The sequence below is a fragment of the Symbiopectobacterium purcellii genome, from assembly GCF_052050035.1.
GTDB classification, from domain to species: Bacteria; Pseudomonadota; Gammaproteobacteria; order Enterobacterales; family Enterobacteriaceae; genus Symbiopectobacterium; species Symbiopectobacterium purcellii_A.
Genome location: NZ_CP189882.1, coordinates 4,923,689 through 4,944,190 on the forward strand (window position 1 = coordinate 4,923,689; position 20,502 = coordinate 4,944,190).

At 54.0% G+C, this 20,502-nt stretch carries 15 protein-coding genes and 1 pseudogene; 7 read left to right on the forward strand and 9 right to left on the reverse strand.

Annotated elements, in window-relative coordinates; genetic code table 11:
- The first annotated feature begins 15 nt into the window (after positions 1–15).
- Positions 16–990: an IS30 family transposase gene (locus ACQGXV_RS33350; RefSeq protein ID WP_440864402.1), complete on the forward strand. Its 975-nt coding sequence runs from the start codon at positions 16–18 to the stop codon at positions 988–990.
- Between the two features lie 368 nt (positions 991–1,358).
- Here ACQGXV_RS33350 and serS read toward each other — a convergent pair whose 3' ends face one another.
- From serS to lrp, 5 genes are all read right to left on the reverse strand, one after another.
- The gene (gene serS, locus ACQGXV_RS33355) at positions 1,359–2,654 is read right to left on the reverse strand and encodes a serine--tRNA ligase (RefSeq protein ID WP_440864407.1); all 1,296 of its coding nucleotides are present in this window, start codon (positions 2,652–2,654) and stop codon (positions 1,359–1,361) included.
- 97 nt (positions 2,655–2,751) lie between these two features.
- Positions 2,752–4,095, reverse strand: coding sequence for a replication-associated recombination protein A (locus tag ACQGXV_RS33360; RefSeq protein ID WP_440864408.1), 1,344 nt, complete (start codon positions 4,093–4,095; stop codon positions 2,752–2,754).
- A gap of 7 nt (positions 4,096–4,102) precedes the next feature.
- Positions 4,103–4,714: an outer membrane lipoprotein chaperone LolA gene (lolA, locus tag ACQGXV_RS33365; RefSeq protein WP_440864409.1), complete on the reverse strand. Its 612-nt coding sequence runs from the start codon at positions 4,712–4,714 to the stop codon at positions 4,103–4,105.
- Between the two features lie 157 nt (positions 4,715–4,871).
- Entirely contained in the window at positions 4,872–8,306 is a 3,435-nt protein-coding gene (locus ACQGXV_RS33370) for a DNA translocase FtsK 4TM domain-containing protein (protein ID WP_440864410.1), read from the reverse strand.
- A gap of 117 nt (positions 8,307–8,423) precedes the next feature.
- Complete coding sequence (gene lrp, locus ACQGXV_RS33375) at positions 8,424–8,918, reverse strand: leucine-responsive transcriptional regulator Lrp (RefSeq protein ID WP_196906846.1); 495 nt, start codon at positions 8,916–8,918, stop codon at positions 8,424–8,426.
- A 548-nt stretch (positions 8,919–9,466) separates the two neighbouring features.
- Here lrp and trxB point away from each other — a divergent pair.
- From trxB to infA, 5 genes are all read left to right on the forward strand, one after another.
- Positions 9,467–10,426 carry a thioredoxin-disulfide reductase gene (gene trxB, locus ACQGXV_RS33380; protein WP_440864411.1) on the forward strand — a complete coding sequence of 320 codons (960 nt, stop codon included), beginning with the start codon at positions 9,467–9,469 and terminating at the stop codon, positions 10,424–10,426.
- A gap of 236 nt (positions 10,427–10,662) precedes the next feature.
- On the forward strand, positions 10,663–12,426 hold the full coding sequence (cydD, locus tag ACQGXV_RS33385; protein ID WP_440864412.1) for a heme ABC transporter permease/ATP-binding protein CydD: 1,764 nt from the start codon (positions 10,663–10,665) through the stop codon (positions 12,424–12,426).
- A gap of 19 nt (positions 12,427–12,445) precedes the next feature.
- Complete coding sequence (gene cydC / locus ACQGXV_RS33390; protein ID WP_440864413.1) at positions 12,446–14,188, forward strand: heme ABC transporter ATP-binding protein/permease CydC; 1,743 nt, start codon at positions 12,446–12,448, stop codon at positions 14,186–14,188.
- On the forward strand, positions 14,188–14,901 hold the full coding sequence (aat, locus tag ACQGXV_RS33395; protein ID WP_440867776.1) for a leucyl/phenylalanyl-tRNA--protein transferase: 714 nt from the start codon (positions 14,188–14,190) through the stop codon (positions 14,899–14,901). Before cydC ends, aat begins: the two co-directional genes overlap by 1 nt.
- 128 nt (positions 14,902–15,029) lie before the next feature.
- A complete protein-coding gene (gene infA / locus ACQGXV_RS33400; RefSeq protein ID WP_440864414.1) occupies positions 15,030–15,248 on the forward strand; it encodes a translation initiation factor IF-1 in 219 nt (72 codons plus the stop codon).
- Positions 15,249–15,417: 169 nt separating this feature from the next.
- Here infA and clpA read toward each other — a convergent pair whose 3' ends face one another.
- Positions 15,418–17,694: an ATP-dependent Clp protease ATP-binding subunit ClpA gene (clpA, locus tag ACQGXV_RS33405; RefSeq protein WP_440864415.1), complete on the reverse strand. Its 2,277-nt coding sequence runs from the start codon at positions 17,692–17,694 to the stop codon at positions 15,418–15,420.
- A gap of 30 nt (positions 17,695–17,724) precedes the next feature.
- Entirely contained in the window at positions 17,725–18,042 is a 318-nt protein-coding gene (clpS, locus tag ACQGXV_RS33410; protein WP_196906873.1) for an ATP-dependent Clp protease adapter ClpS, read from the reverse strand.
- A 430-nt stretch (positions 18,043–18,472) separates the two neighbouring features.
- Here clpS and cspD point away from each other — a divergent pair, with 430 nt between their 5' ends.
- Positions 18,473–18,694 carry a cold shock-like protein CspD gene (gene cspD, locus ACQGXV_RS33415; protein WP_440864416.1) on the forward strand — a complete coding sequence of 74 codons (222 nt, stop codon included), beginning with the start codon at positions 18,473–18,475 and terminating at the stop codon, positions 18,692–18,694.
- Between the two features lie 96 nt (positions 18,695–18,790).
- On the opposite strand, the pseudogene ACQGXV_RS33420 reads toward cspD, so the two are convergent.
- A pseudogene (locus tag ACQGXV_RS33420) lies at positions 18,791–19,639 on the reverse strand (ATP-dependent nuclease); the annotation flags it as partial.
- Positions 19,640–19,678: 39 nt separating this feature from the next.
- Positions 19,679–20,344: an IS30 family transposase gene (locus ACQGXV_RS33425; RefSeq protein WP_440864417.1), complete on the reverse strand. Its 666-nt coding sequence runs from the start codon at positions 20,342–20,344 to the stop codon at positions 19,679–19,681.
- Positions 20,345–20,502 lie beyond the last annotated feature (158 nt).

The following is a 20,502-nucleotide window of genomic DNA, read 5'->3' on the forward strand; positions in this document are numbered from 1 at the left end:
TGGAGATCCCGTTGCATGCAGGGAAAACATCTGACTCACAAAGAGCGGTTCTACATCGAAAAACGGCGTGGTGATGGGGTTAACCAGGCCACCATCGCCCGGGAACTGGAGCTTCCTCGTTCTACCATCAGCAGGGAACTCAGACGCAATACCGACGCCGCTTTCAACGGGGTCTATTCCTGCAGAAGGGCCGAAACGTTGGCCAGAGGGCGGCGGCAGAAAACACGGCCGGACAGCGTGATTAACCAGCTTGAACCGCACATTCAGGACTTTATCAGAACGGCGCTGTCTACCCACACCTCACCTGAGGTCATCAGTGGGCGCCTGGTCCTGGAATTTGGCCTGTCCGTCAGCAAGAACTCGCTCTATCGCTATATCCAGCAGGAGCGCCGGGCCGGCGGTGAGCTGTATCAGCAGCTCCCTCATCGGGGTAAACGGTATAACTATCAGACCGATGAGAACAAACGCGGTCCTATTCCCAACCGTGTTGGCATTGAGCAGCGGCCGGCCGTTGCTGACCTCAAACAGGAACCCGGGCATTTCGAGATTGACACCATCTTTGGCAAAGATCAGAAATCATTCCTGCTGACGGTGGTCGATAAAGCCGTCAAGCTGGTCATCATTCGCAAACTGCCCAACAAGCGAGCAGAGACAGTGGTAGCGGCCTTCAGGGACATCGTTGCCAATACCTTCTGCGAGTTTAAAACCCTGACTGCTGACAACGGTTCTGAATTTTCCCAGCACGGGGAAATTACAAAAGTCATGGGGGCACCGGTCTACTTTGCCCGGCCATATCATTCCTGGGAACGCGGGTTGAATGAGCATACCAACGGGCTGATACGGCGTTTTTACCCGAAGGGAACGGACTTCAATTATGTCACCCATCGCAAGGTTGCAGCACTCGAACACCTGCTCAATACGCGAGGCCGAAAATCGCTGGGTTATCGTTCTCCAAATGAGGTATTTTTAACGCACTTACAGGCGGCATAATGCCCTACCGTTTTGTTGCGTTTCGACTGGGAATGGGGCACGGCTTCCTTTTTAAACTCAGGGGTAAATTGTCGTTTATGGTTCACTAAACACCTCCATTTTGGATGTAAGTTTAGTGTCCTGATTATTCAACCACTATAGCCAAGCGACATTATTTTGATAACAGCCAGCTATGCTTCTTTGCCGCATATCAGGGCATAGGATGTAATCATTTTTAAGTCGGTTGGCTATACAGTGTGTGCGCATCATGCCACTGCGCGTTTAAAAGTCAACGTGGGCAATATCGGGCCGCACGATTTGTGATACTGAGGCACCATAACGCAAAAAGCGCCCCGAAAGGCGCTTTTAATAACGAAAGAGCAGCGTGTTTAACCGATAAACGCTAACCCGCCCATATAAGGACGCAGCACATCAGGAATGGCGATGCGCCCGTCCGCCTGCTGATAGTTTTCCAGCACGGCAACCAGTGTACGTCCAACGGCCAGACCGGAACCGTTCAGCGTATTCACCAGACGCGTTTTCTTGTCACTTTTGTTGCGGCAGCGCGCTTGCATGCGTCGAGCCTGGAAATCCCCCATGTTGGAGCAGGAAGAGATTTCACGGTAGGTGTTCTGCGCTGGCAGCCACACTTCCAGATCGTAAGTTTTGGTTGAGCCAAAGCCCATGTCACCAGTACACAGCAGCACCTTGCGATACGGCAGTTGCAGCAGTTGCAACACGGTTTCCGCGTGCGTCGTCAGCGTTTCCAGCGCATCCATGGAATCTTCCGGGCGCACAATCTGCACCAACTCCACTTTGTCAAACTGGTGCATACGGATCAGGCCACGGGTATCACGACCGTAGGAACCGGCTTCAGAACGGAAACACGGGGTGTGCGCCGTCATTTTGATCGGCAGTGTTTCTTCATCCAGAATTTCATCACGCACCAAATTGGTTAACGGCACTTCCGCCGTCGGGATCAGAGCATAATTGCTGCTTTCTGCTTCTTCATCCAACGGTTTGGTGTGGAACAGGTCTTCACCAAACTTCGGCAACTGACCAGTACCGTACAGCGTGGCATGGTTAACCAGATAAGGCACGTAGGCCTCCTGATAACCGTGCTGTTCGGTATGCAGATCCAGCATAAATTGTGACAGTGCGCGGTGCAGGCGAGCAATCTGCCCTTTCATAACAACGAAACGCGCACCGGTCAATTTGACGCCTGCGGCGAAATCGACGCCTTTGGCCAGTTCACCTAAATCAACGTGATCGCGCACTGGGAAATCAAACTGACGCGGTTCACCCCAGCGGCTGATTTCCTGGTTATCGTGCTCATCTTTGCCCAACGGCACGGCGTCATCCGGCATATTCGGAATGGTTAACGCCAGCTCACGAATGGCATTTTGCAACGCATCAAGCTCGGCCTTGGCCGTATCCAGCTTTTCACCCAGGGTATTCACTTCGCGGCGCAACGGTTCGATATCTTCACCACGAGATTTAGCCGTACCGATCTCTTTCGATCGGGAGTTACGCTCTGCTTGCAGACTTTCCGTTTCTACTTGTAGCACTTTGCGGCGTTCTTCTTGTTGACGCAGCGTGTCTACATCCAGTTTAAAACCTCTGCGAGCCAGTAGCTTTTCGGCAACTGCGTCTAGCTCATTACGCAGTAAATTGGGATCGAGCATGCTAATCCTGTTTTAATGTTTTTTGGTGAAATTTTACGTTGCGCGACACCCGTCGCGCGGTAGAAAAGAACCTTATAACCTTACCGCAACGCCTAGTTCAGCGGTAGCGTTTTGTCGGGCTATTTTGATCCTGTGCAGTCAACCAGGCCAGCTTTTCACCAATTTTGGCTTCCAGACCACGTGACGTTGGCAGATAGTAGCGCGTTTGCGCCATAGCTTGCGGGAAATAGTCCTCACCCGCCGCGTAGGCATTGGGTTCATCATGGGCGTAGCGGTATTCCGCACCCAGCCCCATCTCTTTCATCAGTTTGGTGGGCGCATTGCGCAAATGCTCCGGCACGTCGTAATCCGGTTTCTCTCTGGCATCCTGCATCGCCGCTTTAAAAGCGGTGTAAACCGCATTACTCTTGGGCGCACAGGCCAGATACACTATCGCTTGCGCAATAGCACGCTCTCCTTCTGCCGGCCCTACGCGGGTGAAGCAATCCCAGGCGGCGATCGCCACCTGCATTCCCCGCGGATCGGCATTGCCTACGTCTTCGGAGGCTATTGCCAACAGACGCCGTGCAACATAGAGCGGATCGCCACCAGCGGTAATAATGCGTGCATACCAGTACAATGCGGCATCAGGTGCCGACCCACGCACTGATTTATGCAATGCAGAAATCAGGTCATAGTAGCGGTCGCCTTTGTTATCAAAGCGCGCACTACGTTCGCCCGACACTTCGTGCAGCAATTCGGGCGTCAGTATCCGGTTGCCCTGCGCATCAACCTCGGCCATATCCGCCATCATTCCCAGGCTGTTCAACGCGCGCCGCGCATCGCCATTCACCAGTTCCGCCAGCAATCGCTGCGTCTCTGGCGGCAATACGATGTTCTGTCCGCCAAACCCGCGCGCGGTATCCGTCATTGCCTGCTGCAACACCTGTTCGATGTCTTCTGCGGTGAGCGCCTTCAGTAAATAGACGCGTGCACGCGACAGCAGTGCCGAATTAAGCTCGAACGAAGGGTTTTCGGTGGTTGCGCCAATGAAGGTGATGGTGCCGTCTTCAATATGCGGCAGAAAGGCATCCTGCTGACTCTTGTTGAAGCGATGCACTTCATCCACAAACAGGATGGTACGTCGCCCGTCATCGCGATTCTGCCGCGCGCGCTCTATCGCTTCGCGAATTTCTTTAATGCCGGAAGTTACGGCAGAGATCCGCTCCACGTCGGCTTGTCCGTAGTGACCAATCAGTTCTGCCAGTGTGGTTTTTCCGGTGCCGGGCGGCCCCCATAGAATCATGGAGTGTAACTGCCCCGCCTCAATCGCTCGCGGCAAGGGCTTACCGGCGCCAAGCAGATGCTGTTGACCGATATATTGCGCCAACGTAGCGGGCCGCATACGAGCGGCAAGCGGCTGAAAGCTATTGTCCGAAAAATCCAGTGACAGGTTACTCACGATGGCCTCACTGCCGTTGATCGTCCAGCGTCACGCCTTTCGGCGGCGTAAAAGTGAACTTGCTGCTATCCACAGCGCCGTTTTGCTGGTTTTGCAGGGTATAGCTGCTGCGTTGTCCATCCTGCTCTGTCGCGACAAAACTCTTGATGGTGCCGCTGGCATTGACGTTAATAGCAAACTGTTTCAGATTGCCTTTGGCTGCTTTCGGCGTTAACTCAAAATCATCCCCTTTCTGGCGCACGTTATACTGACCCCATTCACTGGCATCGTTACGTGTGATAAGCATAAAGGGCGTATTACCCGTGGCTTCCTTCAACCAGGTCGCTGATACCTGTTCGACGAACGGGTTATAGAACCACAGCGTCTTGCCATCAGAGATCAGCACGCTTTCGTCCGGCGCAGTGGTTTTCCAGTTGAACAGATTTGGCCGCTTCAGCCAGAGCTCCCCCTGACCTTCCTGCACCGCAGTCCCTTCAGCACTAGTGACTTTTTGGGTGAACGTCGCGTGGAAGCTGTTCACTTTATTCAGTCGGCTTTGTAAATCGCTCGCCGCATCGGCATAAACCGCGCTGGACGTCATCCCGGCGATCAGCACGCCTGCCACTAAGCCTGTTATCATTATTTACATCCTTTGCTGTCGATTCAAAAGACCGCCATAGCGGTCTGACTATCGTACTTTGCACTTGTCGTATTGCACGTCCTACTGCTCGCCGTGCTACCCATAACTATTGCCAGAGAATCACGCGATACGGCAGACGAATTGTCTGTAAATGGCATCAGTCCATGGGGGGCGGTGCCAACACGTCTCGGTTGCCATTATGCCCCGGCGCGCTAACAATACCTTGCATTTCCATCTGTTCCACAATGCGTGCGGCACGATTGTAGCCGATGCGGAATTGACGTTGCACGCCAGAAATAGAGGCTCGCCGTTTTTCTACAACAAAGGCCACCGCCTGATCGAACAGCGGATCCAAATCTTCATCACCGCCAAATTCCAGATTACCGCCTTCACCGTCATCGCTGGCACTGGTGATATTGTCAATGTATTGTGGACGTCCGCGCGCTTTCCAGTCCAGCACCACGGCATGAACTTCCTGATCGCGAACGAATGCGCCGTGCACACGCACCGGAATGGAGGAGTTTGGCGCCATGTACAACATATCCCCCATCCCCAGCAGCGATTCTGCACCGCCCTGATCGAGGATGGTACGCGAATCAATCTTGCTCGACACGGTAAAAGCGATACGCGTCGGAATGTTGGCCTTGATGAGACCGGTGATAACATCTACGGAGGGGCGCTGCGTCGCCAGCACCAGGTGGATACCGGCCGCGCGAGCTTTCTGCGCCAGGCGAGCGATCAACTCTTCCACCTTTTTGCCAACCGCCATCATCAGGTCGGCAAATTCATCCACAATCACCACGATAAAGGGCAATTTCTCCAGCACGGGCGGTGTGGTATCCATGCTGTCGCCGGGTTTCCAGAACGGGTCAGGGATCGGACGTCCCATCGCTTCCGCTGCTTTCACCCGTTCGTTGTAGCCTTCCAGATTGCGCACGCCCAATGCCGACATCAGCTTATAGCGACGATCCATTTCACCGACGCACCAACGCAACGCATTCGCCGCGTCTTTCATGTCGATAACCACTTCAGTCAGCAAATGCGGGATACCTTCGTAGACCGATAGCTCCAGCATTTTCGGGTCGATCATGATAAAGCGCACATCTTCCGGCGTCGCCTTGTACAACATGCTGATGATCATGGTGTTCACGCCGACAGATTTACCCGAACCGGTGGTCCCGGCCACCAGCAGGTGAGGCATACGCGCCAGATCGGCCACTACCGGTTGACCAGCAATGTCTTTACCCAGCACCACGGCCAGCGGCGACGGGTTATCACGAAAGGCCTTGCAATCGAGCACTTCGCGCAGATGAACCGTGTGGCGAAGTTTATTGGGCAGTTCCAACCCGACATAAGGTTTGCCGGGGATAACTTCCACCACGCGCACCGCCACAACCGACAGCGAACGCGCCAGGTCACGCGACAGGTTGGATATGCGTGCAGCTTTCACGCCGGGGGCCAAATCCAGTTCAAAACGCGTTATCACCGGTCCGGCATCGTACCCGACCACACTGGCCGTAACACGATAATCCGCCAGACGCGCTTCAATCAGACGCGCCGTTTGTTCAAGCTCAAAATGGTCAACCGGTGCTTCACTTTCCGGTGGTGCCGTGAGCAGTTCCAACGTTGGCAGCGGTGTGGTTGGCTTTTGCAAAGGCTGATCGTTGCGCATCAGGAACGGATGAATCAGGCTATCCATCAATGACGGCGCGGCATCGTTTTCGGCCTCGCCAGCGTACGGCGATTGCACGTCATGCTGGGGCTCCGCCACCGGATGCACTGGTGTTGCCGGGCTCTCATCCTCATCAACTGCCGCACGCCATGTCGGCGATGGCGGCTCAGAGGCCCGTTCAGGTTCAGCGACATCCTCAGGCGATAGCGTAAACAGCGGCGCTTTTGGCGACTCATCGACCAAATCGTTAAACTGCGAGAAAGAGAAGGCGGGTTCATCCGCATCCGCAGTGACACCGGCGATAAATGCTGCTGCCGCACTGACTGAGCCCGCGGCTTTTGTGCCTACGGGCTCGACGACCGGCGTTACGTTCGGGCTTTCTGGTTGTGCGCTGACGTCATAACGCGCCTGTTGCTGCTGAGCAAACGCCTGCGCCAATTGGGCCTGCAACAGCGCCTCTTCATCCTGCTCGCGTTCGGCATAGTCCTCGCCGTAGCGCTGTTCTTGTTGCTCCAGATAAGCCTGACGCAAGGCAGCCTCTTGAGCAGCCCCGTCATCGTCAGCATCGTCTGGCGCAACCCTTTCGATCGTTTCAGGCTGGGACGCTATCTGCCGTTGCGCTTCCCGCTCTTGCTCTTCTGCCTGACGCTGCGATGGCAACTTGATGCCATAAGACGCCAGCTCACGCCGGGTAGGAATACGCACCGGATTCGGACGCGGCAATTCTGGGCCCATGCCCTGTTTCACCTGAGGGTTATCCTCCCCAGCAGCCGTAAAGGCAGGCATAAAGGACACTACATCGCTAGACACCGGCGTGACCGTTGCCACGGTGGGTACACCCAGTTCATGCAGCGCGCCCAACGGCGGCGTGCGATCGCGATCCGGTCCCCCTGAAGGCGAAAAGACAGATAACGCGCTCTTTTCCGGCACAGCAGCCTGTGGCAACTCAAACGCGTAAAGAGGCGGCAGTGAATCCTGCGCAACGGGATCAGGGCTGACGGCCGTTGCTGGCGTGACCGGATTGACGGCGTTGGGCGTACCTGCTGGGTCTGGCATCGTATCGACCGCAGCCGATTGCTGCATCGGTGCGAGCGACTCCGTTGCGTCAGTAACGCTCAACGTACTGTTTTGCGCTATGTCATCCTGTGCATGCTCACGTGCAGCCGGCGCCAACAATATATCATCCGCCTCTACGTCTTCTGCTGTTGACTCCGTTGACGCGGTTAGCGTATCGGGTTGTTCAACCTCGCGATTCACAGCGTCGTGTGAATCGTCTTCCTCATCGAGATAGTTATCTTCTGCCCGCGAACGGTTGGAGAAGAACGTCAGGCAGCCTAATACCGCCCCGCCGATTTTTTCCGCAATGGTCAGCCATGACCAGCCGGTAAACAGCGTCAAGCCCGCCGACCACACGCAGAGCAGAATCAACGTGGCACCCATACTGTTGAAGCGCGGCACCATCGAACTGCTCAGCAAACTACCCAGCACGCCGCCAGAGGCAAAATAGTAGAGATCGTCCACATTGAGCGCAGCGAGACCACAGGAAGTGAGGATCAGCGCCAAGGTGCCAATCAGGCGCAAAGAGAGGGTAAACAGATCGACATCGCTCTGATTATCGAGCTGGCGAAAGGCTACCCAGCACAGCGACAGCATGATCGGCGGAATGGCGTAGGCCAGCACGCCAAAGATGAAAAACAGCGTATCAGCCAGCCAAGCGCCGACGCCACCGCCCAGGTTATGGATGGGCTCGTGCCAGGCAGTTTGTGACCAACTCGGGTCAGACGGACTGAAACTTAACAGCGCTACGCTCAAATAAATGGCGAATAGCGCGACAACGATTAAAATCGCTTCCAATAAACGACGGCTGCCGCTGAGTTTGTTCAGCGCCACGTCTTTGTCTTCCGTGTATTCCTGGCTCAAGCGTCTCTCCAGGGGTCCTGTTCATGTTCATGACAAAACGCCGAGGCGAACTCGGCGCTGTGACTGTATATATTCACAGGAGTGTAGCTGAAATTAGCGGGCTTTGCACCCCTGCGTTTAGCGCGTTCTGATCACCAGACGATTGCTCTGTTTTACTTCTTCCATCACCACATAGGTACGGGTATCGTTCACACCCGGCAAGCGCAGCAAGGTTTCACCCAGCAGCTTACGGTATGCGGACATATCCGGCACGCGTGTTTTCAGCAGATAGTCGAAATCCCCGGAGACCAGATGGCACTCCTGAATTTCTTCCAGTTTCTGCACCGCCGTGTTGAACTGTTCAAAAACATCAGGCGCACCGCGGTTCAGAGTAATCTCCACAAACACCAGCAGTGAAGCGTCGAGGTAATGCGGGTTCAGCAATGCGGTATAGCCATTGATGAAGCCCTGACGCTCCAGGCGGCGCACGCGTTCCAGACACGGTGTAGGAGAAAGCCCTACGCGCTTGGAAAGTTCAACGTTAGAGATTCGGCCGTCTTTTTGTAGTTCATTCAGGATATTGCGATCGATGCGATCAAGATCTTTTCCCGGTCGTTTTTTCGTGTCTACCATTCTTATGGTCTCTCTTCACTACGTCCTTGCCCTTGCTACACTCCGACCCACATCAATGTATCAGAGCAGCCCTAAAAGAAGACGCGCTGTCTATTTTGTATATCAAGGGTCGCTTTACGTCACTCTCCTTTCACCGCCACGTCGCACCGCGATGTCATCCCTGCGTTCACAACACCCTGTCTGTCCTGTTATAAATGCACCATCAGCGGGTGGTACGGTAAAAGCCACAACATAAAGAAAAACCGAGCTTTCAACCATTCACATACAAATAGTTTCCTCTTACTTAGATGTTTTCGCAAAGCGGTAGCCGATTGTCAAAGCAAAACAATGAAAATCAGAAGAAACTGCCAAATAAAACCCTACTGTACGCTCGGTAAGACCATTTTCAATCATTTCGCTAATAAATGACGCTGTCTTATCAGTGAATTGTATGGGTTATCGGCACAACCGATTAAACAAATAGGTAACAATTTTGCTGCCTACTTTTTTTAGTCTGGTAATTTCCTTACAATCGGCGTTAAGTAGACCGTTGCAAAAAAGAGGAACACATGGGTACCGTCAAGCACCACAAGCTATTGATTTTGGGTTCTGGCCCTGCGGGCTATACCGCTGCGGTGTACGCCGCGCGCGCCAACCTGCATCCGGTGTTGATTACCGGCATGGAAAAAGGCGGGCAGTTGACGACCACGACGGAAGTGGAAAATTGGCCGGGTGACGCGGAAGGTCTTACCGGGCCGTTGCTGATGGACCGCATGCACGCTCATGCTGAAAAGTTCAACACCGAGATCATTTTCGATCACATTCAGCGCGTTGATTTGCAACAGCGGCCGTTTCGTCTGTTTGGCGACAGCGAAGAATACACCTGTGATGCCCTGATCGTGGCGACCGGTGCCTCCGCACGTTATATCGGTCTGCCTTCCGAAGAGGCCTTTAAAGGTAAGGGCGTATCTGCCTGCGCGACCTGTGACGGTTTCTTTTACCGTAACCAACGCGTCGCTGTAGTCGGTGGCGGCAATACCGCGGTAGAAGAAGCACTTTATCTGTCTAACATTGCACAGCAAGTTCACTTAATCCACCGTCGTGACAGCTTTCGCGCAGAGAAAATCCTGATCGATCGTCTGATGGACAAAGTGCAAAACGGCAATATTGTGCTGCACACCGATCGTACGCTGGACGAAGTGCTGGGCGATGACATGGGCGTGACCGGCGTTCGTATTCGCAACACCCGTACAGATGAGAGCGAAGAGCTGGCGCTGGCTGGCGTATTTATCGCCATCGGCCACAGCCCTAACACGGCCATCTTTGACGGCCAACTGGCGCTGGAAAACGGCTACATCAAGGTACAATCCGGTATCAACGGCAATGCCACACAGACCAGCATCCCTGGCGTGTTTGCCGCAGGCGACGTCATGGATCATATCTACCGTCAGGCCATTACCTCGGCGGGCACCGGCTGCATGGCCGCGCTGGATGCAGAGCGCTATCTGGATGGCCTCGCAACCCGATAATATGCTGCCCTTCTCCCCGTATTCAGATCGTACCACCTGAATAAGGGGATTCTTTTGGCTCCCTTTTGGGAAAATTGATCTCTCCCCACATTTTCTCCCTGCTTTTGGTTTGCACCTGCACGCTAACGCGGTAACATGAGGCCACGCTGAATACTCGCCTGCTTTTTGTTATATAACAGTTGCATAAATGTTGGATTTTTGGGTATTCCCCTCTCTATAGCGCAGCCCGGTACTCTATGAAACAGACTCGACAGCAACAACTTGCACGCTGGCTAAAACAACAGAGCAAACTGGCACAACGCTGGCTCCGCCTCTCTTTACTGCTGGGGATGGTAAGCGGCCTTCTTATCGTGGCACAGGCATGGGTATTGGCAACATTGTTACACGGCTTGATTATTGAGCACCTGTCCCGTCAGACACTGATCAGCGAGTTTATGCTGCTCATTGGTTTGTTCGCCGCACGCGCGCTCACTCATTTTCTGCGCGAGCAGGTAGGCTTTCGCTGTGGCGAAGCGGTAAGGCGACAAATTCGCCATCAGGTGCTGGAAAAACTACAGCGACTGGGCCCCGCCTGGGTGCTGGGAAAACCAGCAGGCAGTTGGGCAACGCTCATTCTAGAACAAGTCGAAGACATGCAGGATTACTATGCGCGCTATCTGCCACAAATGTACCTTGCTGCCTTGATTCCCCTGCTGATTCTGGCCGCCGTGTTTCCCATCAACTGGGCGGCGGCGCTAATTTTGCTAGTTACCGCCCCGCTGATCCCATTGTTTATGGCGTTGGTCGGCATGGGGGCCGCCGATGCCAACCGTCGCAACTTTCTCGCACTGGCGCGACTGAGCGGCCACTTTCTCGATCGGTTGCGCGGCATGGAGACGTTGCGACTGTTCCATCGCGGCGCGGCCGAAGTGGATGACATTCGCCGGGCATCGGAGGATTTTCGCAGTCGCACCATGGAAGTGTTGCGCATGGCGTTTCTTTCGTCCGGTGTACTGGAGTTTTTTGCGTCTATCTCCATCGCAGTGGTCGCGGTCTATTTCGGCTTTTCTTACCTTGGCGAGCTGGATTTCGGCCATTATGGCACTGGCGTCACCCTGTTTGCTGGTTTTCTGGTCTTGATTCTCGCCCCCGAATTTTTCCAGCCGTTGCGCGATCTGGGCACGTTTTATCACGCGAAAGCACAGGCCGTTGGTGCAGCAGAATCGCTGGTAAACTTTCTTACTGCTGAAGCTGAGGAGGTCGGACTCGGCACTCAGCCGTTTGACTCAGAAACCATTGCCATCCGTGCGGACCAACTGGTGGTGTTATCGCCCACGGGCTCTGCGTTAACCGAACCGCTGACCTTTACGCTCGAACCGGGACAGCGGGTGGCGCTGGTTGGCGTGAGCGGAGCCGGAAAGAGTTCGCTGCTTCATGTACTGCTTGGTTTTTTACCTTATCGCGGCTCGTTGTGTATCAACGGGCAGGAACTGCATTCACTGGATGCCACCGCATGGCGTAAACACATCAGTTGGTTAGGTCAAAATCCGCACTTACCAGAAGAAACACTTCGCAGCAATATTCTGTTGGGGAACCCGCAAGCCTCTGAGAGCGCGTTGCAACAGGCAGTAGAACACGCTTACGTGCATGAGTTTCTTCCTCTGTTGCCACAGGGGCTTGATACCGTAGTGGGTGATGGCGCAGCGCGACTCTCTGTCGGACAAGCGCAGCGCATTGCCGTTGCCCGTGCCTTGTTAAAACGCTCGCAGTTGCTCCTACTGGATGAACCAACCGCCAGTCTGGATTCACACAGCGAACAGCGCGTGATGCACGCCTTGGAAAACGCCACACGCCAGCAAACCATCTTGCTGGTGACGCACCGCCTTGATGACACCCGCCATTACGATTGCATATGGGTGATTGAAAAAGGACAACTGGCGCAGCAGGGAGACTACGACACGCTACGTCAACAGTCAGGGCCGTTTGCCGACCTTCTGGCACAGCGTCAGGGAGCTTACTAATATGCCGCAGAACAGTTCGTTGCAGGTACTGAAACCCTTTCTCCTGCTGTATCGTCGCCACGTTTGGCGGCTGAGCATTGGCGTAGTGCTCGCCATTATCACATTATTGGCAAGCATTGGGCTGCTGACACTCTCCGGCTGGTTTCTGGCGGGAGCGTCACTGGCGGGCCTTGCCGGATTGATGACCTTTAATTATATGTTGCCTGCGGCGGGCGTGCGCGGTGCGGCGATCCTGCGTACTGCCGGGCGTTACGCCGAGCGTCTGGTGTGCCATGACGCCACCTTCCGCGTGTTGCAGCATCTGCGCGTGTTTACCTTTTCGCGCACGCTTCCGCTGTCACCGGGGGGGCTCGCCCGGTTTCGTCAGGCCGACCTGCTCAACCGTCTGGTTGCCGATGTTGACACCCTCGACCATCTTTATTTGCGCGTGATATCGCCGTTGGTCAGCGCGTTGGTGGTGATATTGGTAGTAACTTACGGGCTGAGCTGGCTGGACAGCTCACTGGCATTGACCCTCGGCTCCATTATGTTGCTGCTGTTAGCCCTGCTCCCGCCGGTGTTCTATCGTGCGGGTAAACCGATAGGCACCCACCTTACGCTGCTGCGCTCGCGTTATCGCACGCAGTTGACCACCTGGCTGCAAGGGCAGGCCGAATTAACCCTGTTTGGCGTACAGACAGCCTTTCGCCATCAGCTCGCCGGCACGGAACAGGCCTGGCTGACGCAACAACAGCGACAGGCGCGCCTGACGGGCCTGTCGCAGGCACTGATGCTGCTCTGCACCGGTTTTACCGTGACCGCCATTCTCTGGCTGGCAGCGGCCGGGATTGGCGGTTATACGCAACCAGGGGCGTTGATTGCCCTGTTTGTATTCGCCGCACTGGCAGCGTTCGAGCCGCTAGGTCCGGTTACTGGCGCGTTTCAACACATGGGCCAGGTGATCGCATCAGCCACGCGCGTTGACCAGATTCTGCGTCAGCAGCCTGCGGTGGTATTCACAGCGGCAACGCCATCTTCCGCCGTAACCACGACGGCAACGCTGTCATTACAGCAGGTAAGTTTCACCTATCCCGGTCAACCGCTGCCCGTATTGCAGGACATTACACTGGATATCGCACCAGGCGAACACATTGCGCTGCTAGGGCGTACGGGGTGCGGCAAATCAACGCTATTGCAATTACTGACCCGCGCCTGGGACTGCGACGCAGGCAGCATTACCCTAAACGGCCTGCCGCTCGCACAGTGGAGTGAACCAGCACTGCGAGACATGATGAGCGTGGTGCCGCAGCGGATACATATTTTTAGCGCGACGCTGCGCGACAATCTGCTACTGGCCGCACCGCAGGCCAGCGATGCCCAACTGAGCCAACAGTTGCAACAGGTAGGATTAGGCAATCTGCTGGAAACACCAGAGGGCCTTAACGCCTGGATCGGTGAAGGTGGACGCCAACTCTCTGGCGGGGAACAGCGCCGCCTTGGGCTAGCTCGCGCCCTACTCCACCCAGCCCCCTTGGTACTGTTAGATGAACCGACCGAAGGGTTGGATGCCGATACCGAGCAGAAAATTCTGCATCTGCTGCGAGAAAACACCCGTGGAAAAACGTTTATCATCATTACTCATCGCCTGAACGACTTGGCGTCGCTGGATCGTATTTGCATCGTGGATAATGGTCGCATGGTTGAGCAGGGTCGCCACGCCGATCTGCTGGCAGCACAAGGCCGCTATTGGCAGTTCCATCAACACGCTATCCGGCAGGCATGATGCAGCTATTTCAACTCGCTGCCAATACCACGCTTTTTCCTCCGGTGGAAAAAGCGTTGGCCGACCCCAACGGCTTATTGGCCTTTGGTGGAGACCTGTCGCCAGGCAGATTATTGGCGGCTTATCGAGACGGTATTTTTCCCTGGTACTCACCCGGCGATCCCATTCTGTGGTGGTCACCCGATCCACGCGCCATATTGCAACCTGAGGCGCTTCATATCAGTCGCAGCCTGCGAAAGTTCATGCGCAAACAGCCTTTTCACATCACGCTAAACTACGCGTTCAGTGCGGTAATACACGCCTGCGCCAAAGCGCGTCAGGAAGGAACCTGGATAAGCCCAGAGGTGATTGCCGCTTATTGCGCACTGCATGAGCAGGGGCATGCGCACTCCATCGAAGTCTGGAGCGACAAGGAACTGGTGGGCGGGCTGTACGGCATCGCGCAAGGAAAGCTATTTTGCGGCGAATCGATGTTCAGCCTCAGTGACAACGCGTCCAAATGCGCGCTGGTTGCACTCGTCACGCATTTTGTTCGCTGTGGCGGGCATTTAATGGACTGCCAGGTGCTAAACGCTCACACGGCGTCTCTGGGCGCCACAGAAGTGTCGCGCCCGACCTATCTGACGGCGCTACGTGCATTACAGGATGCCCCTATCGCCGCGTCCAGTTGGCAGCCACAAGCACTGTCACTGGTCCCAATTGGAGAAACATAAGCAGGCGCATACGCCCTTCTTATCCGAAAGTTGCTGCTGAGATCATCAACGCTCCTTTACATAATGCCGGTTTTTCGGCATTATCGTGCCCGTTAAAAAATTTAAGGTAGTTAACCCTAGAGGATTCGATGGCCAAAGAAGACAATATTGAAATGCAAGGCACCGTGCTTGATACACTGCCTAACACCATGTTCCGCGTTGAGTTGGAAAACGGACACGTGGTTACCTCTCATATCTCCGGTAAAATGCGTAAAAACTATATCCGCATCCTGACGGGTGACAAAGTCACTGTAGAGCTGACCCCGTACGACCTGAGTAAAGGCCGCATTGTCTTCCGTAGCCGTTAATCGGTTCGCCTGTCGCTAACACCGCGACACCTGAGGATGTACCCGCCTTATGTGCCCTTCCCTTTTCAGGCAAGGGCTTTTGCTTTTTGGTACAGGTTGCACGTGGTGGTATTAACCACCACGCCCAAAAAAAAGCAGTGCTTTTTTCTTTTACCGCTCAGTGACACACTCAGTGCACAGTCCCTTCCGTTTTTAGCTTTTGCGCACTGTGGAAGCTGTAGGTCAATGCTTGCGTTGCGCTGTCCAGTTCCACCTTCACTGAGCCGCCGTTCACCAACGACCCAAACAACAGTTCGTTTGCCAGCGGTTTTTTGAGGTTTTCCTGTATCACACGCACCATAGGCCGCGCGCCCATCGCCTTGTCATAGCCCTTATCCGCCAACCAGTTGCGTGCATCTTCGCTGACTTCTAACGACACGCCCTTCGCGTCCAACTGCGCTTGCAGTTCCACGACAAACTTGTCCACCACCTGCTGAATAATCTGCGCTGACAGATGGTTGAACCAGATGATGCCGTCCAGACGGTTGCGGAATTCTGGCGTGAAGATCTTTTTAATCTCCTCCATCGCATCACTGCTGTTGTCCTGTTGAATCAGGCCAATCGATTTACGCTGGGTCTCTTGCACGCCCGCATTGGTGGTCATGACGACAATCACGTTGCGGAAATCCGCCTTGCGACCGTTATTGTCAGTCAGCGTACCGTTATCCATCACCTGTAGCAGCAGGTTGAAGACATCAGGGTGCGCTTTTTCGATTTCATCAAGCAGCAACACCGAATGCGGATGTTTGATCACCGCGTCAGTCAGCAATCCGCCCTGATCGAAACCGACGTAGCCCGGAGGCGCACCGATCAGGCGGCTCACCGTGTGGCGCTCCATGTATTCCGACATATCAAAGCGCAGAAGCTCAATGTCCATCGCCTTGGCCAGTTGCACGGTGACTTCGGTTTTCCCGACCCCAGTCGGCCCGGCAAACAGGAAAGAGCCGACAGGCTTGCGCTCACTGCCCAAACCAGCGCGGCTCATTTTGATAGCCTCGCTTAGCGCTTCAATGGCCTTATCCTGCCCGAACACCAGCATCTTCAGACGATCGCTGAGGTTTTTCAACACATCGCGATCGCTGGCAGACACGGTTTTCTCAGGGATACGGGCGATACGCGCCACCACCGACTCAATGTCTGAAACGTTAACCGTTTTTTTGCGTTTGCTGGCTGGCATCAAACGGCTGCGAGCACCCGCCTCATCAATAACATCGATAGCTTTATCCGGCAGATGGCGATCGTTGATGTATTTGACCGACAGTTCAACGGCGGCGCGCACGGCTTTGGCGGTGTAACGAACATCGTGGTGAATTTCATATTTCGGTTTAAGCCCATTGATGATTTGTACGGTCTCTTCGACGCTTGGTTCAGTAATATCGATTTTCTGGAAACGACGCGCCAAGGCACGGTCTTTTTCGAAGATAGTGCTGAATTCCTGGTAAGTGGTAGAACCGATAACCCGAATCTTACCGCTGGAGAGCAGCGGTTTGATCAGGTTTGCTGCATCAACCTGTCCACCAGAAGCCGCACCCGCACCAATGATGGTGTGTATTTCATCAATAAACAGAATGCTGCTTTGATCCTGTTCCAATTGTTTGAGCAGCGCTTTGAAACGTTTTTCAAAATCGCCACGGTATTTGGTACCCGCCAGCAGCGAGCCGATATCCAGGGAATAGAGCGTGCAAACGGCCATCACTTCCGGCACGTCGCCTTGAACGATGCGCCAGGCCAGACCTTCTGCAATCGCCGTTTTCCCTACACCAGACTCGCCGACCAGCAGCGAATTGTTTTTGCGCCGCCGGCACAATACCTGAATGGTGCGTTCCAGCTCTTTTTCACGACCAATCAGCGGGTCAATAGCGCCAACGCGAGCCAATTGATTGAGGTTAGTGGTGAAGTTTTCCATGCGATCCTCCCCGCCTACCGGCTCTTCGTTGACAGGGTTTTCCGAGCTAGGTGCCTGGCCCGGTTCTTCTTTACGCGTGCCGTGGGAAATGAAGTTCACCACATCGAGCCGACTCACATCATGCTTACGCAGCAGGTAAGCCGCCTGTGATTCCTGCTCGCTGAATATCGCCACCAGCACGTTAGCACCAGAGACTTCACTGCGACCAGAGGACTGAACGTGGAACACAGCACGTTGCAATACGCGCTGAAAACTCAATGTCGGTTGCGTTTCACGCTCTTCATTATTTTGCGGTAACGTCGGGGTGGTCTGTTCGATGAACGTTTCCAGCTCCTGGCGCAGTGCAGCCAAATCCACCGAGCATGCTTCCAACGCTTCGCGCGCCGCCGGGTTGCTGAGCAACGCCAGTAGCAAATGCTCCACGGTCATAAACTCGTGGCGGCGCTCACGCGCTCTGGCGAAAGCCATGTTGAGACTGAGTTCCAGTTCTTGATTAAGCATAGGCGCCTCCCCACAATAAATTACCTGATATCAGGCCCTTTCCAGCGTACAGAGCAACGGGTGCTCATTTTCCCTTGCATAGCGATTCACTTGCACCGTCTTGGTTTCAGCCACATCGGCACTGAAAACACCACAGACAGCCTTCCCTTCATAGTGAACCGTCAGCATAAGTTGCGTTGCGCGTTCAATATCATAAGAAAAGAACTTTTGCAGAACGTCAATAACAAATTCCATCGGGGTGTAATCATCATTGTTTAAAATCACGTTATACATCGATGGAGGTTGCAGTTTTTGCTGCTGTTTTTCCAGCAGAACGCTGTCAGAATGCGTCCAGGGACGACTCTCCATACGTATCTCCGACGTTACATCAACGTGAGTTGCCTGCCCCCACATATTTTCAATCCCCACACTGCGGTTACTCATTATTCATCCATCTTCATTAATGCGATACCAGGCTGAGAGTCCCACATCAGCCATTTACTCTATTTTATCACCTGCGCGCGCACTGTGTTGCCAAGAAGCAAGAAATCGTCCGCGGATGTCATCGGTAACAGCACACGAATTGAAGCAACAACCCTGCATGAAAATCATCAATTGCGTTACCTGCATCAAACTTTGACAAACTGCTCTGCACTGCCCCTGTGGGATGGCTTGACGCTCTTTTCGATTTCACTAGAGTGTACAGGTGAATTGACTGGGTTCTAATCAATTCGCATTCATATCGACCAAATAACCTAACCTCTCGTTTCGATAATACTCTTGCGAAGGACGTAAATGCATGGAGACAGGTACTGTTAAATGGTTCAATAATGCCAAAGGCTTTGGATTTATCTGTCCCGAAGGTGGAGGCGAGGATATCTTTGCCCACTACTCGAGGATTCAAATGGACGGTTATCGCACGCTGAAGGCAGGCCAGTCGGTCAGATTTGATGTTCATAAAGGGCCTAAAGGAAATCATGCCAGTTTGATCGTTCCGCTGGTCGTCGAGGCTGTCGCCTAGCTGTGGCCTGAAAAACATTCCTCATTATCCACAAAACAAAATGCTGGTTTTAAAACCGGCATTTTTATTTTGACCTATCTCTGCGCGCAAATCGGCTCAATCTGCGCGACCACGCGCCGACCAGAGCACGCGTGAAAAAAGCGTGCGAATCAACACAGGAATAGCGTCATTGCCGCGTTCGGCCGCAGCCATTGCCACTTCGATGGCCAGGTCCGGTTTTGAGGCGCGGTGGATCGCTTTGACAATCACTTTTGCGGCCGAGAGCGGCACATTTTCCGGCAGTTGTGCAATGCGGTGGAAAACGTCCTTATAGCCATTGCGATACATAAAATGTTCCATATCAGGGGCTGAAAGCATTGTGATGTGGTCTCGGTCAGTTTCCCCCTGTTGGGTCAACAGGCTACGCGCCGTGGCAGGGTACTTTTTACCCGCATCATCGCCGTCCACCAGCACATGCCACTCGATGCCCATACGTTGTGCAAACTTCAACAAGGGTCGTAGCCCTGATTGAGCAAATTCGATGACGCGCACCCCTTCTGCCTCGAAGTGATGTCCACATTGACGGCCGAGTTCGCTGAGCATCCACACTTCCGTTTCGCCTTCAACCAGCAGCCAACAGCGCGCAAACAGCGATGAGGGGCGATTAAAGCGGATATGAAACGCGATACGCCGGCTGTCTTCAGGGTTCATCCCTTGCTTCCCGATACGGTAAGTCGCCACCCGCGAGGACTCCCGCACCAGGCGGCACACTTGCTCCACCGGCACCAGCGACAGCAGATCGCCGGAATTGGTGGTGGTGACTTTTTGCAAGGGCAAGTGCATCAGCAACTCCCAGGCAACCGACAGCATGATCGGGTGCAATCGTGTTTCAGGATCTTCTACCAGCAACAGTGGGCGCGATTCCGAATCCAGTGATACTGCGCCTTTCGCCTGCAATAACGTCGAGCCCCATTCCCACTCGAAACGCAACAAAACGGTAGAGGCTTATGCCACCAGTAAGTGCGTTAAAAATACCTCATTGGGGGAACGATAGCCCAGCGATTTTCTGCCCCTTGTATTGAGTATGTGTTCGAGTTCGGCAATCTTACGATGACTGACCTGACTGAAGTCTGTTCCCTTTGGGTAAAAACGTCGTATCAGCCCGTTGGTGTGCTCATTCAAGCCCCTCTCCCAGGAATGATAAGGATGGGCAAAGTAGACCTGCGCCCCTGTGATTTGAGTAATTTGCTCGTGCAGAGCGAATTCAGGGCCGTTATCAGCTGTTAGGGTCTTAAACTTGCAAAAGGTATTAGCTTCAATGTCCCTGAAAGCAGCAACCACAGTCTCCGCACGCTTATTAGGCAGTTTGCGAATGATGACGGTTTTCAATGCTTTATCTACGATGGTTAACAAGAATGACTTCTGGTCTTTGCCAAAAATAGTGTCAATTTCGAAGTGGCCAGGCTCCTGTTTAAGCTCGGCTTGAGCTGGGCGATACTCAATACCAACACGGTTGGGAATAGGGCCTGATTTGAGGTTTTCGGCATTGTACCTGTAACGTTTTCCCCGATGAGGAAGTTGCTGATATAGCTCCCCGCCAGCCTGTCTCTCCTGCAGGATATAGCGTATTCTTGCTGACAGATATACCGAATTCCAGGTGCAAACGGCCACTGATGATTTCAGGTGAAGAGTGAGTGGAAAGCGCCTGCCTGATGAAGTTCTGAATGTGTGGCTCCAACGGGTAAAAAGCATTGTTTGGCAGAGGCTTATGACGGCGTTTCCAGGCCAGAGTGTCCGCCCTTCTACAGCAGTAGACACCATTAAGCGTG